The sequence below is a fragment of the Cryobacterium luteum genome (assembly GCF_900110125.1).
Taxonomy (GTDB): domain Bacteria; phylum Actinomycetota; class Actinomycetes; order Actinomycetales; family Microbacteriaceae; genus Cryobacterium; species Cryobacterium luteum.
This window is the reverse complement of sequence record NZ_FOCN01000002.1, coordinates 270,372-283,543: the sequence shown is the minus strand read 5'-3', so window position 1 is coordinate 283,543 and position 13,172 is coordinate 270,372. Positions and strand designations below refer to the sequence as shown.

Genomic DNA, 13,172 nt, shown 5'->3' with positions numbered 1-13,172 from the left:
ACGAGCGGTCAGGGGAGGTGCGACAAACAACTGCGACTTCATTGTTGCGGGTAATGCTGAAAAGTACGTCTATCTTCGGCGTTGGTTCTTCTGACGCTAGTTCACTCGGTACGGCGCGACAACCACTTCAACCCGTTGAAATTCCTTGAGATCGGAGTAGCCCGTGGTCGCCATCGATCGACGCAGCGCGCCGATCAGGTTGGCGGTGCCGTCTGCGACCGGTGCCGGGCCGTAGAGAATCTCTTCGAGCGGGGCCACGGTACCGACTTCGACGCGCTTGCCGCGCGGAAGCTGCGGGTGGTGCGCCTCGGCGCCCCAGTGGAATCCGCCGCCGGGGGCATCCGTGGCCCGGGCCAGGGCGGTACCGAGCATGACGGCGTCGGCGCCGCACGCGACGGCCTTGACGATATCACCGGAGGTGCCGAGGCCGCCGTCGGCGATGACGTGCACGTAACGGCCGCCGGACTCGTCCATGTAGTCGCGGCGCGCGCCGGCGACATCCGCTACGGCGGTGGCCATCGGGGCGTGGATGCCGAGGGTCGCGCGGGTGGTCGACGCCGCTCCTCCGCCGAAACCGACCAGAACACCGGCCGCGCCCGTGCGCATGAGGTGCAGCGCTGCGGTGTAGGTGGCCGCACCGCCCACGATCACGGGAACGTCGAGCTCGTAGATGAACTTCTTGAGGTTGAGCGGTTCCTGGTTCTGCGACACGTGCTCGGCCGACACGGTCGTGCCGCGAATCACGAACAGGTCGACGCCGGCAGCGACGACGGTTTCGTAGAGTTCCTGCGTGCGCTGGGGTGAGAGCGCGCCGGCCACGGTAACGCCGCCCGCACGAATCTCGGCGAGGCGTGCGGTGACGAGCGCAGGCTGGATCGGAGCGGAGTACATCTCCTGCATGCGGGCGGTGGCCTTGTCGGCGGGCAGGCTGCGAATTTCGGCGAGCAACGGCTCCGGGTTCTCGTGCCGGGTCCACAGGCCTTCAAGGTCGAGCACGCCGACGCCGCCCAGCTGGCCCATCATGATGGCCGTGGTGGGCGAGACGACGGAGTCCATCGGGGCGGCCAGCACCGGAATGGCGAACTGGTAGGCGTCGATGGTCCAGCCGACCGACACGTCCTCCGGGTCGCGGGTGCGCCGACTCGGCACCACCGCGATGTCGTCGAAGGCGTATACGCGGCGAGCGCGCTTGGAACGGCCGATCTCGATTTCCATGGTTACAGTTTAGAGGACAGCCCCGACATCCCATTTTCGAGCGAATGCCGACGGGCATCCGCTCGAGAAAGGCTGGCCCTAGCGGCGGTAGTTCGGGGCTTCGACCACGATCTGCACGTCGTGCGGGTGCGATTCCTTGAGTCCGGCGGGGGTGATGCGCACAAACTTGCCCTTTTGCTTGAGCTCGGCGATGGTGCGCGCGCCCACGTAGAACATGGACTGGCGCAGGCCGCCGACGAGCTGGTAAGCCACGGCGGCGAGGGGTCCGCGGAACGGAACCTGGCCCTCAATGCCCTCGGGAATCAGCTTCTCGTCGCTCGGAACGTCACTCTGAAAGTAGCGGTCCTTCGAGTACGACGTCTTCGAGCCACGGGTCTGCAGCGCGCCGAGCGAACCCATGCCGCGATAGGTCTTGAACTGCTTGCCGTTGACGAACACGAGTTCGCCGGGGCTTTCGGTGCACCCGGCGAGCAGGGAGCCGAGCATGACGGTGTCGGCGCCGGCCACGAGAGCCTTGGCGATATCGCCGGAATACTGCAGTCCGCCGTCGGCGATCACCGGGATGCCGGTTTCGCGGGCGGCGAGGGAGGCCTGGTAGACGGCGGTGATCTGGGGAACGCCCACACCGGCCACGATGCGGGTGGTGCAGATCGAGCCGGGGCCCACGCCCACCTTGATGGCGTCGGCGCCCGCGTCGATGAGCGCCTGGGCGCCGGAGCGCGTGGCCACGTTTCCGCCGATCACGTCGACATCGGCGAACGCCTTGTCGGACTTCAGACGACGGATGATGTCGAGCACGCCGGCGCTGTCGCCGTTGGCGGTGTCGACCACGAGCACGTCGACCCCCGATTCGAGCAGGGCGGTCGCGCGCTGCCAGGCGTCACCGAAGAAGCCGATGGCTGCTCCGACCCGCAGGCGTCCGGCGTCGTCCTTCGTGGCGAGGGGGTATTCCTCGCTCTTGTCGAAGTCCTTGACCGTGATCAGGCCGGTGAGCTTGCCGTTGGCGTCGATCAGGGGGAGCTTTTCGATCTTGTGCTTCGCGAAGATTGCGAGCGCGTCTTCGGGGGCCATCCCGACCTTGCCGGTGATCAGCGGAGACCGTGTCATGACCTCGCTCACCCGGGTGAGCGCCTTCTTGGCATACGGCACGAAACGCATGTCTCGGTTGGTGATGATTCCCACGAGGATTCCGTCGCCGTCGATGACGGGCAGCCCGCTCACGCGGAACTGGCCGCACAGGGCGTCGACCTCGGCCACGGTGGCGTCGGGCGACGTGGTCACCGGGTTGGTGATCATTCCGGATTCGCTGCGCTTGACCAGATCCACCTGCTCGGCCTGGTCACCGATCGACAGGTTACGGTGCAGGATGCCGAGACCGCCCTCGCGCGCCATCGCGATGGCCATGCGGGTCTCCGTGACGGTGTCCATGGCACTGGAGAGCAGCGGCAGCGACACATCGATGCGCCGGGTCAGGCGGGATTTGGTGACCGCCTCACTCGGAATGACGTCGGTATGCCCCGGCAAGAGCAGCACGTCGTCGTAGGTGAGCCCGGTGAATCCGAACGGATCTGGCTGATCCATGAAACCCCTTTACCTGTAGCTAAAAACAGAAAAATATCCGGCAAAACGCGCTACCACCGCACGGGACGTGAAGTAACTAGACCGGTCCTTCAATGTTAAGCGTGTTTGGGCCCATCACATTCCGCGCACAATTACCGCGGGTTGCGGAGTTTCGAAACATATAGGACATAATCGGCACGTACTCTCAACAACGACGTTGGCAGTACTTGCCCGGCGTCCGCTCGGTTACCCACCGGTCGGCACCCACATGGAGGTCCCGTGAAGTCCACTCTTACGGCTCAGAGATACATACCCAGGATGCTGGCCATTCTGTTCGTGACGCTTCTCGCAGCCCTGACCATGGCCACCTTTTCGGTGAGCAGCGCGCACGCCGACGAGGTCGGCACCGAGTTCGAGTTCACGATCTCCGGCAATGTGCAGTTCGACGGTGAGGCCCTCGACGGCGTCGCGATCGCCGTGGACGGCAACGGCTATCAGGCCGACACCGTGACGGATGCCGAGGGCCGTTGGGCGATCGGTGTTCCCGAGAAAGGCACCTACGAGGTAACCCTCGACGAGGACACCCTGCCCGAAGGTGTCGTCGTCGCCGAGGGTGGCAACGTCATCGATACCGAGTTCGGATTGACCGACCGAAAATCGGTGAACTTCTTCCTCGGCGAAGGTACCCGCAACACGGTGAGCTTCTTCGACCAGTTCGTCAACCGATTCTTTAACGGCCTGAACTTCGGCCTGTTGCTGGCCCTCGCGGCAATCGGCGTGTCGCTGATCTTCGGCACCACCGGGCTGAGCAACTTTGCCCACGCCGAGCTGATCACCTTCGGCGCGCTGATGACGCTGGTGTTCTCGGTCACCCTGGGACTGCCGGTCTGGCTCGCCATTTTGATCGCCATCGCGCTCAGCGGCGCCCTCGGGTACAGCCTCGATGCGGTGCTCTGGAAACCACTGCGCCGTAAGGGCGTGGCGGTGATCCCCCTCATGATCGTGAGCATCGGACTCTCGCTCGCCCTGCGCTACCTGTACCAATACTTCTTCGGCGGCAGCACGAGTCAGCTTCCGGGCGCCGGCATGGCCGATCTCAAGTTCGGCCCGATCTCGCTCTCTCCCATCGACCTCGCGAGCATGGGCATCAGCATCGTGGTACTGCTCGCCGTGGCCTACTTTCTACTGCGCACCCGCATCGGCAAGGCCACCCGCGCCGTGTCCGACAACCCGAGCCTGGCCTCGGCGAGCGGCATCGACGTTGACAACGTCATTCGCATCGTCTGGGTGGTCGGCGCGGCCCTCGCCGGACTCAGCGGCGTGCTTTGGGCCTACTTCCGCCCCGGTGTCAGCTGGGACATGGGCTTTCAGATGCTGCTGCTGGTCTTCGCTGCCGTCACTCTCGGCGGTCTCGGCACCGCCTTCGGTGCCCTCGTCGGCTCTCTCATCGTCGGGCTCTTCGTTGAGCTGTCGACGCTCTGGCTTCCGTCCGACATGAAAATCGTCGGCGCCCTCGTCATTTTGATCCTCGTGCTGCTGTTTCGACCACAGGGCATTCTGGGTCGCAAAGAAAGAATTGGTTAGGGGTTCACATGGACTGGGGAGCAATCTTCAACAACGCCGCCGTCGAGCTGATCAGCCCGACCACGGCCGCCTACGCACTGGCCGCCCTCGGGCTCGCCGTGCACTTCGGTTACACCGGCCTGCTGAACTTCGGCCAGGCCGGGTTCATGGCCCTCGGCGCCTACGGTTATGCCATTTCTATTCTGACCTTCGGGTTTCCCGTCTGGGGTGCCTTTCTGGTCGGCGTCGGGGCATCCGTTGTCTTCGCGCTGATTTTGGGTATTCCGACGCTGCGACTGCGCGCTGACTATCTCGCGATCGTCACAATCGCGGCCGCCGAGATCGTGCGACTGTTGTTCACGACGAACACCTTCGCCTCGGTCACCGGTTCGGCCAACGGCCTCAGCGGTTACAAGAACGAATTTGCGGCGCTGAACCCGCTCGCAGATGGTACTTACGGCTTCGGCCCGTTCACCAACAACGCCTACGACACCTGGCTGCGCATCGTGGCCTGGTCGATCGTGATTCTCGCGGCTCTGCTGGTCTGGCAGATCATGCGCAGCCCCTGGGGCCGAGTCATTAAGGGTATCCGTGAAGACGAAGACGCGGTGCGCGCCCTTGGCAAGAACGTCTACGCCTACAAGATGCAGTCGCTCATCTTCGGTGGCGTGCTCGGCACCATCGCCGGCATGATCTTCGCCCTGCCGCGAGCGGTCGTACCGTCGAACTACCAGACGACGCTGACCTTTTTCATCTACGCCATACTGCTGCTCGGCGGGGCTGCGACGGTGCTCGGTCCCATCATCGGTTCGATGATCTTCTGGGTGCTGCTGTCCTTCTTCTCCGGTTTCATCGCCCGCGCCGTTGAGGCGGGCTGGTTGCCGTTCATGACGGCGATCCAGGGCGGTCAGCTGCGCTTCATCCTGGTGGGAGTGGCGATCATGTTAATCGTCATCTTCAGACCGCAAGGCATCTTCGGCAATAAGAAGGAGTTGGCTTTTGTCCGCTAACGCTGTCCCTCTCGATTCCGCGGCTCCGCTCGAGCCGCCCGTCCCCACCAAGAAGCCGGTCAAGACGACCGGGCTGCACATCGGTGAGGCTGAACCCGGCTGCGCCAAGGTCGACCCTATTCTCGTCGTCGACAACGTGCGACGCACGTTCGGTGGTCTCACCGCAGTGGATGTCGCCCACGTCGAGGTTCCGCGCGGCGCGATCACCGCGCTGATCGGCCCCAACGGCGCCGGCAAGACCACCCTGTTCAATCTGCTGACCGGCTTCGACAAGCCCGACGACGGCAAATGGACCTTCGATGGCCGCTCCCTCGCCGGTGTTCCCGCTTATCGGGTAGCCCGGATGGGCCAGATTCGCACCTTTCAGCTGACCAAAGCCCTCGGGCTGCTCACCGTGATGGACAACATGCTGCTCGGCGCCAAGGGCCAGACCGGCGAGAACATGTTCCGCGCCCTGATGCCGTTCCTCTGGCGCAACCAGGAAGAGGAGAATCGGGCCAAGGCCATTGATCTGCTCACCCGGTTCAAGCTCGACACCAAGAAAGACGACTACGCGGCGAGCCTCTCCGGCGGTCAGCGCAAGCTGCTCGAAATGGCGCGGGCGCTCATGAGCGACCCAACCCTGGTGATGCTCGACGAACCGATGGCCGGGGTCAACCCGGCACTGACCCAGTCGCTGCTCGACCACATTCTCAACCTCAAGTCGCAGGGCATGACCGTTTTGTTCGTGGAGCACGATATGCACATGGTGCGGCACATCGCCGACTGGGTGATCGTGATGGCCGAGGGCAAGGTGGTCGCCGAGGGCGACCCTCACGAGGTCATGAAAAACCCGGCCGTGATCGACGCCTACCTCGGGTCGCACCACGACGAGGACATCGGCGAAGACCTGAACACCGAGACCGAGAACGTGTCAGCCATAAAGGAGTTGCTCGATGACGAACGCTGAACCGCTGGCCGCTCCGGCGCCCACTGAGACCCGGGAGGCGGTGGTCGAGGTCAAGAACGTCACGGCCGGCTACGTCACCGGTGTGAACATTCTCAATTCCTGCTCGCTGACCGCCTACGCCGGCGAGCTGATCGGCATCATCGGCCCGAACGGCGCCGGCAAATCGACGCTGCTCAAGTCGATCTTCGGCCAGGTGAAGGTACGCGACGGCGACATTCTGCTGCGCGGCAAGAACATCACCAATCTCAAGGCCAACAAGCTCGTCGCGCAGGGCGTGGGCTTCGTTCCGCAGAACAACAACGTGTTTCCCACCCTGACCATTCGCGAAAACCTCGAGATGGGCATCTTTCTCAAGCCCAGGGGACTCGTCGAGCGGCTCGAATTCGTCACCGAGATTTTTCCCGAGCTGAGCAAACGGATGTCGCAGCGCGCCGGGTCGCTCTCGGGCGGTGAACGCCAGATGGTGGCCATGAGTCGAGCGCTCATGATGGGCCCGCACGTGCTGCTGCTCGATGAGCCGAGCGCCGGCCTCTCCCCGGTGCGCCAGGACGAAGCCTTTCTGCGGGTGAAAGAGATCAACAAGGCCGGCGTGACCACGATCATGGTGGAGCAGAACGCTCGTCGTTGCCTGCAAATCTGTGACCGCGGCTATGTGCTCGATCAGGGCCGGGATGCCTACACCGGCACCGGACGTGAGCTTTTGAACGACCCCAAGGTGATCGGCCTGTACCTCGGAACCCTCGGGCAGGACTAGCACCCGCATCAGCTGTATCAGCCCGTGGCGGCGTCCGACACTCTCTCGGACGCCGCTTCTGTGTGTGGGATTGCTGAGCGGATGCCGGCGGCCGGCTCAGCGCATCCGCTCGCGTGAATGGACGGGGTACGCAGAAGGGCCCCGACCGAAGTCGGGGCCCTTCACTCATTCAGCTAAGCGGTGGAGCTAGTTGATGCGCGCGTACTTGTTGGTGGCGTCGAACTCGTAGATGCCGATGCTGGCGCCGGTCGGGTCGCCATTCTCGTCGAACGTGATCGGGCCGGAGAAGCCGTCGTAATTGATCTGATCGCCGGCTTTCAGGGCTGCAGCAGCCTCGGCGAAGTCGGTAACCTTGCTGCCATCACCGGTTCCGCCGGAGACCTGACGCAGGTAGCTCGCAATGGATTCACCCGACACGTCGTTGGCCGCGTAGGCGGCCAGGGCAATCAAAATCACGGCGTCGTAGGATTCCGCGGCGTAGCTGTAGTCCGTCAGCGTCGGGTCGACCTCGAGGAGGCGGGTGGTGAAGTCACCGAGCGAGGCGGTGTCGAGGCCGGGCAGCGTACCCTTGGAGCCCTCGATAAGGCCGGGTGCGAAGTCGGAGCTGTAGTCGGCGACGTTTCCGTCGACGAAGTACAGCTTGTCGCCGGGGAAACCGGAACCGACGAGCGCCGGGACGATGACCTTGGCCTGGTCGAACGTGACAAGCGCGATCGCGTCGGGATCTGCCGCGGTAACTTCAGCGATCTGCGAGGCGAAGTTGGAATCGCCCTCATTGAACAGCGAGGTCGCTACGACTTCGCCGCCAGCCGCCTCGAACGCGTCGCTGGTGTACTTGGCCAGGCCGGTTCCGTAGGCATCGTTCAGCACGATCAGGCCGAGGGTGGCGTTGCCGTCATCAGCGATCTGGGTGCCGAGCACTTCGCCCTGCAAGACGTCGGACGGAGCCGTACGCCAGTACAGGCCCTTGTCGTCATAGGTCGTGAAGGCGTCCGAGGTGTTGGCCGGGGAGAACTGCACGACGCCGGCGCCGGTGATCTGGTCGATCACGGTCTTGGAGACACCCGAGGAGGCCGCACCGATGATCGCCGAGACGTTCTTCGACAGCAGGTCGGTCACGGAGACGGTGGCGGTGTCGGTCGTGGTGTCGCCCGAGTCACGCAACGTGACATCGACCGTGATGCCGAGGTCGGCCTCGTTGATGTCCCTCACAGCGAGCTGAACGCCGGCTTCTTCGGGCGGTCCGAGGAAGGCCAGTCCACCACTCTGCGGGAGGATGGTGCCGATGTTCAGAGTCAGATCCCGATCACCGGCCTCCACCGTCTGGAAATCCGCGGTCTCCGCCGCCGACGGTGCCGCAGAATCACTGGGCTCGGTCGCTGCTCCATTGCTGCAGCCGGTGAGCACGAGTGCGCTCACTCCGACCAGTGCGATACCGGTAACGAGGGTACGAACTGAGCGGGAGGCCGAGGCCTTCGCGAATACGCTCATGTTGCTCCTTGATAGTTGAAGAGGGGTAAGTCTGGTCAGCCGATTGACTGCCGTGGTGACAGAGTAGGGAATCAAGGACCGAGAAACCTACCTGTGCGTGTTACAACCGTGTAAAGCGACCAAATCGTTACGAACGGCGGCCAGTGATCCCCTGATAATCAATGATTTGCTTCTCACTCAGGGCGAGCACACACTCGCCCCAGGAAGCGCACACAACGCTGCCGGAAATCACCCGGAGCCAGCCCGCTTCGAGCGACGCACCCCCGTCGTCGCCGGTGATCACGGCGGCCAGGGCCGCCGTGACAACCCCGTCGTAGGCTTCCGCGCCGCCGTCGGTGCCGGTCAGGCCCGGGTCGGCAGTTTTCAGCCGGGCCGTGAATGCCTCATCAGCGGCAAGCGGCGTGCCGCCGTTGGCGAAGGTGCCGAGGGCAACGGTGGCGGCGTTGCCAACGGAGTTTTCAGCATCCGTCGGCAAGGCCGTTGTCGCGTCCCACAGCACGAGGTCGACACCGCGTGCCACCAGGTCGGCGTAGGCGGCGGCGAGGTCGCCGGCGGAGTTGCGGTGAATGAGCTGCACGGGCTGAGTGGGGACGGCCTGTTCGGCGAGGATATCGCGCACGGCCAGTTCGGTGCCCGCCACCTGGGCGGCGCCGCTCACGGCGTTGTCACCGGTCATCGGGAACAGGGTGCCGATGACGAGCGTTCCGTCGCCCGAGGGGGCTGTCGTCGCGGCCATCGTCGGGGTCGAAGTCGGTGTGGCACCCGATGTGCCCGTGCATCCGGTGAGGACGAGGGTGCCAAGTAGGGCGGCGACGATGAGCGGGCGACGGGGCATCTGGATCCTTTAGTGCGGGGGCTGTTCTTTTAGAATATCGACGCTCAGGCCGGCTCGAGGGCGCTTCGGCGTGGAGCGCGACCCGAGACCACCATGTCGACCGTCAAAATGACCAAGGCCACCCAGACCAGGCCGAAGCCGATCCAGCGTTCGACCGGCATCGCCTCGTTCAGCACGAATACGCCGACGAGAAACTGAATGACGGGCGCGACGAACTGGATGAGTCCGAGCACCGTCAGCGGCAGGCGCCGGGCTGCGGCGGCAAAGAGCAGGAGGGGAACCGCGGTGATCACACCGGCCGCGAGCAACCCGACCGTGTGCAGGGGCGAGACCGTGCCGAAGGTGAGGCCGGAAATGCCCGAGACGACCAACAGTTGCACGACGGCGACCGGGGCGAGCCAGGCCGTTTCGAGGGTGAGGCCGGTCACGGCGTCGACGTTCGGGCCGACGCGCTTCTTGATCAGGCCGTAGAACCCGAAGGAGAACGCGAGAATCAGCGAGATCCAGGGCAGCGAGCCGTAGCCGACAGCGAGAACGACGACGGCGAGAAGACTGATGCCGATGGCGATCCACTGCAGTCGACGCAGGTGTTCGCGCAGCACGAAGACGCCAAGCAACACGGTGACGATGGGGTTGATGAAGTAGCCGAGGGCCGCTTCGACGACGTGCCCGCTAGTCGCGGCGATCACGTAGGTCTGCCAGTTGATGAAGATGAACACCCCGGCCAGGCCCATCGTCCAGACCAGGCGCGGCTGCCTGAGTGCCCGCCCGAGCACGCCCCAGGTGCGGGTGACCGTGATGATCAGGGCGCAGAACACGAGCGAGAACAGCACCCGCCAGGCCACGATTTCAAAGGCACCGGACGGGGCCAGCAGCAGAAAGTACAGGGGCAGCACACCCCAGAGAGCGTAGGCGAGGCCGCCGAACCCGAGACCTGTGCGGTGCGTGGCGCGAGCCGCCGTCTCGGCTGGTGCGGCGGCATCCGTCATGGGTTATCTCCTGCGCTACACGAAATGGGCAAACAAAAAAACTCCCGGATGGCCAAGCCATCCGGGAGTTTCAGTCTAGAGACTAGTTTCAGACTCGAGACTACGAAGTGAAGAACCTACTTAGCGCACGACCACGGCGAGCACGTCGCGAGCGGAGAGCACCAGAAGGTCGTCGCCACCGAACTTGACCTCGGTTCCGCCGTACTTGGAGTAGATGACCTTGTCGCCGACGGCGATGTCGAGGGGAACGCGGTTGCCGTTGTCGTCAATACGGCCGGGGCCGACGGCAACAACTTCGCCCTCCTGGGGCTTTTCCTTCGCGGTGTCAGGAATGACCAGACCTGATGCGGTGGTCTGCTCGGCATCGACCTGCTTGATGACGATGCGATCCTCGAGCGGCTTGATGGAGACCGACACGGTTGACCTCTTTCTAAGATTTGGGTTAGCAGACTCACAGCGAGAGTGCCAAGTGAAGTTTAGGGGGCTTCTGGCACTCACGCAACGTGAGTGCCAGAACGGGGTCATTTTGGTAGCGTTGCAGCATGGATCGAACCGAACTCGTTGAGCTGCTCTCCCCCGCGAGTTTGCGGCTGCTGGACTCCCTGCCGCCCTATGACAGCACCGGTGACGTGCTGAAACTCGTGAGCGATCTGCGCAAGGCCGGGCACGCCCCCGGGCTGGTCTCGGCCGTGCTCAGCCAGTCCCGGCTGCGGGCGAAGGCGTCGGCCAAGTTCGGAGAATTCGCCGAGCGGATGCTGTTCACCGAGGCCGGCCTGGAGCAGGCGACCCGGTTGCGCGTCGCCGCACTGCACGCCGGCCGGTTCGCCGGACTCGCAGCTGCCCTCGGCCACCCGCCGCGGGTCGCCGACCTTGGCTGCGGCATAGGCGGCGACGCGATGGCCCTCGCCGCGATGGACCTGCCGGTCGTCGCCGTCGACGCTGACGAGGTCACGGCCACCGTGGCGAGTTTCAACCTCGCGCCGTTTCCCAACGCGTCGGCGCTTCAGGCCGACGCGGAGACCGTGCATCTGGCCGATTTCGATGCGGTCTGGCTCGACCCGGCGCGCCGCACGAGCGGCCACAGCAACACAACACGGCTCACCCGCTCCGAGGACTATTCGCCCTCGCTGGACTTCGCCTATCTGCTGGCGAGCCGACTGCCGCTCGGCATGAAGCTTGGGCCCGGCCACGACCGCGACCAAATTCCGGTCGACGCCGAGGCCCAATGGGTCTCGGTGGACGGCCAGCTGGTGGAGATGGGTCTGTGGTTTGGCGCGCTCGCCCGCCCGGGCATCCGTCGGTCGGCACTGCTCCTGACCGAGGGGGGCGCGCACGAACTGACCGCCGGCGCCGACAGCGACGACGCCCCGGTGGGCGAACTCGGCAGCTACGTGTACGAACCGGACGGCGCGGTGATCCGAGCACGCCTGATCGGCGACCTGGCCCGCTCGCTCGACGCCCGGATGCTGAGCGAGTCAATCGCCTACCTGACCAATGACACACTCACGCCCACGCCGTTCGCGAGCGCGTTCCGGGTGCTGGAAACCCTGCCCTTCGACGAGAAGAAGCTGCGGCTAGCGCTGCTCGAGCGCCGCATCGGCACGCTTGAGATCAAGAAGCGCGGCGTGGCTGTGGACCCGGCTACACTGCGCACCCGGCTGAAGCTCAAGGGGCCGGAAGCCGCGACCCTGATCCTGACGCGCGTGGCCGGGCAGCGGATGGCACTGCTCGTGGAGCGGGTGCGCTAACTCCGAAAGCTGCGTGCATAACCGCGGAGATTCGTTGCCGAACACCCCCGCATCGCCCCAATCCGCCCGGTTTCCCGGTGAATATCCGCAGTTCGGTACGGAACCGGCTAGAGCAACGGCAGCATGATCTGGCTGATATAGACGACCCAGCCGGCCGCGAGCAGAACCCCGACCAGGCCGCTCACCAGGCCACTCAACCAGAGCGTGCGCGCCCGGTGCTCGGTGCTGCGTGCAATGAGCGCGAGGGTGATCGCGCTGAGCGCGATCGGCAGTCCGAACACCCCGATCACGCCGAGGACGACCCCGCCCAGACCGCAGACCACCGACGCGAGCGAGAGCCGGCGGCGGCCGGTGATGCGCGCGACCTCGGCCTCGTTGTAGGTGTAGGGCACGAACTCGGTCGGAGCGGTCACCGTCGACGCCCAGTCCAGCTGGCTGCCGGGCGGCGCCGGGGCGCGCGTATAACCCAGCTGCGCCGAGGCACCGTCCGGCTGGTGGGGTGTGGTCATGGCTGTCCTCTGGCCTGAAGCCGCTCTCGCTCAGGCCGGCCGGTCGAATCTGACCGGGGATGGATCGGGTTCGGGTTAGAGGGAGTTGAAACTGGACGAGGTGGCAGCCCCGCTGACCAGGATCGCGATGAAGATGCCGACGAAGATGATCCCGCTGACGATGCCCAGGTAGCCCAGGATCAAACCCCACAGGGCCAGACCGTAGCCCTTTTCACCGGTCTTCTTGATCTGACTCATCGCCATGTGCCCGGTGATGACCGCTACCAGCGAGACGAAGAATGCGCTCACGAGCGAGATGATCGCCAGAACGTTGTATTTGTCTTGCGCGTTCTGCTGCCCGTACGGGTTCTGCCCGTAGGCGGCCGGCTGGCCGTAAGCGGGCGCTGCCTGGATGCCCGGTGCCGGGGAGCTGGGGTAGGCCGGTGCTGCGGGCGTTCCGTATGCCGGCGGCACGCTCGGGCCGGCAGGCTGCGAGCTGGTCGGGTCGTTTCTCGTCGGGTCGACGGGGGGCTGGGTGGGATCAGACATCTGCGGTCTCCTTCATCATTT

Annotated in this window: 13 protein-coding genes; 5 read left to right on the top strand and 8 right to left on the bottom strand. The window is 64.8% G+C overall.

Annotated elements, in window-relative coordinates:
• Positions 1–96 precede the first annotated feature (96 nt).
• Together BMW72_RS03600 and guaB are read right to left on the bottom strand one after the other, a co-directional pair.
• Positions 97–1,215: a GuaB3 family IMP dehydrogenase-related protein gene (locus tag BMW72_RS03600; protein WP_092107329.1), complete on the bottom strand. Its 1,119-nt coding sequence runs from the start codon at positions 1,213–1,215 to the stop codon at positions 97–99.
• Between the two features lie 78 nt (positions 1,216–1,293).
• Positions 1,294–2,796 (bottom strand): IMP dehydrogenase, encoded by a 1,503-nt coding sequence (gene guaB, locus BMW72_RS03595; protein WP_092107327.1) that lies wholly within the window; start codon positions 2,794–2,796, stop codon positions 1,294–1,296.
• Positions 2,797–3,093: 297 nt separating this feature from the next.
• Between guaB and BMW72_RS03590 the strand changes: the two genes are divergently transcribed.
• The 4 genes from BMW72_RS03590 to BMW72_RS03575 all read left to right on the top strand — a co-directional run bounded on the left by BMW72_RS03590 (position 3,094) and on the right by BMW72_RS03575 (position 7,051).
• Entirely contained in the window at positions 3,094–4,359 is a 1,266-nt protein-coding gene (locus tag BMW72_RS03590; RefSeq protein ID WP_092107325.1) for a branched-chain amino acid ABC transporter permease, read from the top strand.
• An 8-nt stretch (positions 4,360–4,367) separates the two neighbouring features.
• Complete coding sequence (locus tag BMW72_RS03585; RefSeq protein WP_092107323.1) at positions 4,368–5,348, top strand: branched-chain amino acid ABC transporter permease; 981 nt, start codon at positions 4,368–4,370, stop codon at positions 5,346–5,348.
• 73 nt (positions 5,349–5,421) lie between these two features.
• The gene (locus BMW72_RS03580) at positions 5,422–6,297 is read left to right on the top strand and encodes an ABC transporter ATP-binding protein (RefSeq protein ID WP_241983957.1); all 876 of its coding nucleotides are present in this window, start codon (positions 5,422–5,424) and stop codon (positions 6,295–6,297) included.
• Positions 6,284–7,051: an ABC transporter ATP-binding protein gene (locus BMW72_RS03575; RefSeq protein WP_092107319.1), complete on the top strand. Its 768-nt coding sequence runs from the start codon at positions 6,284–6,286 to the stop codon at positions 7,049–7,051. Before BMW72_RS03580 ends, BMW72_RS03575 begins: the two co-directional genes overlap by 14 nt.
• Positions 7,052–7,237: 186 nt before the next feature.
• Here the strand turns inward: BMW72_RS03575 and BMW72_RS03570 are convergent, their stop codons facing one another.
• From BMW72_RS03570 to groES, 4 genes are all read right to left on the bottom strand, one after another.
• Positions 7,238–8,542 (bottom strand): ABC transporter substrate-binding protein, encoded by a 1,305-nt coding sequence (locus BMW72_RS03570; protein ID WP_092107317.1) that lies wholly within the window; start codon positions 8,540–8,542, stop codon positions 7,238–7,240.
• Between the two features lie 127 nt (positions 8,543–8,669).
• Complete coding sequence (locus BMW72_RS03565; RefSeq protein ID WP_092107315.1) at positions 8,670–9,377, bottom strand: ABC transporter substrate-binding protein; 708 nt, start codon at positions 9,375–9,377, stop codon at positions 8,670–8,672.
• Between the two features lie 44 nt (positions 9,378–9,421).
• Positions 9,422–10,366 (bottom strand): EamA family transporter RarD, encoded by a 945-nt coding sequence (gene rarD, locus BMW72_RS03560; protein ID WP_092107313.1) that lies wholly within the window; start codon positions 10,364–10,366, stop codon positions 9,422–9,424.
• 120 nt (positions 10,367–10,486) lie between these two features.
• The gene (gene groES, locus BMW72_RS03555; RefSeq protein WP_092107311.1) at positions 10,487–10,783 is read right to left on the bottom strand and encodes a co-chaperone GroES; all 297 of its coding nucleotides are present in this window, start codon (positions 10,781–10,783) and stop codon (positions 10,487–10,489) included.
• A 125-nt stretch (positions 10,784–10,908) separates the two neighbouring features.
• On the opposite strand from groES, the gene BMW72_RS03550 reads away from it, so the two are divergent.
• A complete protein-coding gene (locus BMW72_RS03550) occupies positions 10,909–12,114 on the top strand; it encodes a class I SAM-dependent methyltransferase (protein WP_092107309.1) in 1,206 nt (401 codons plus the stop codon).
• A 107-nt stretch (positions 12,115–12,221) separates the two neighbouring features.
• On the opposite strand, the gene BMW72_RS03545 is transcribed toward BMW72_RS03550, so the two are convergent.
• Together BMW72_RS03545 and BMW72_RS03540 are read right to left on the bottom strand one after the other, a co-directional pair.
• Entirely contained in the window at positions 12,222–12,623 is a 402-nt protein-coding gene (locus BMW72_RS03545; RefSeq protein ID WP_092107307.1) for a hypothetical protein, read from the bottom strand.
• Positions 12,624–12,698: 75 nt separating this feature from the next.
• Positions 12,699–13,151 carry a DUF4190 domain-containing protein gene (locus BMW72_RS03540; RefSeq protein WP_092107305.1) on the bottom strand — a complete coding sequence of 151 codons (453 nt, stop codon included), beginning with the start codon at positions 13,149–13,151 and terminating at the stop codon, positions 12,699–12,701.
• Positions 13,152–13,172 lie beyond the last annotated feature (21 nt).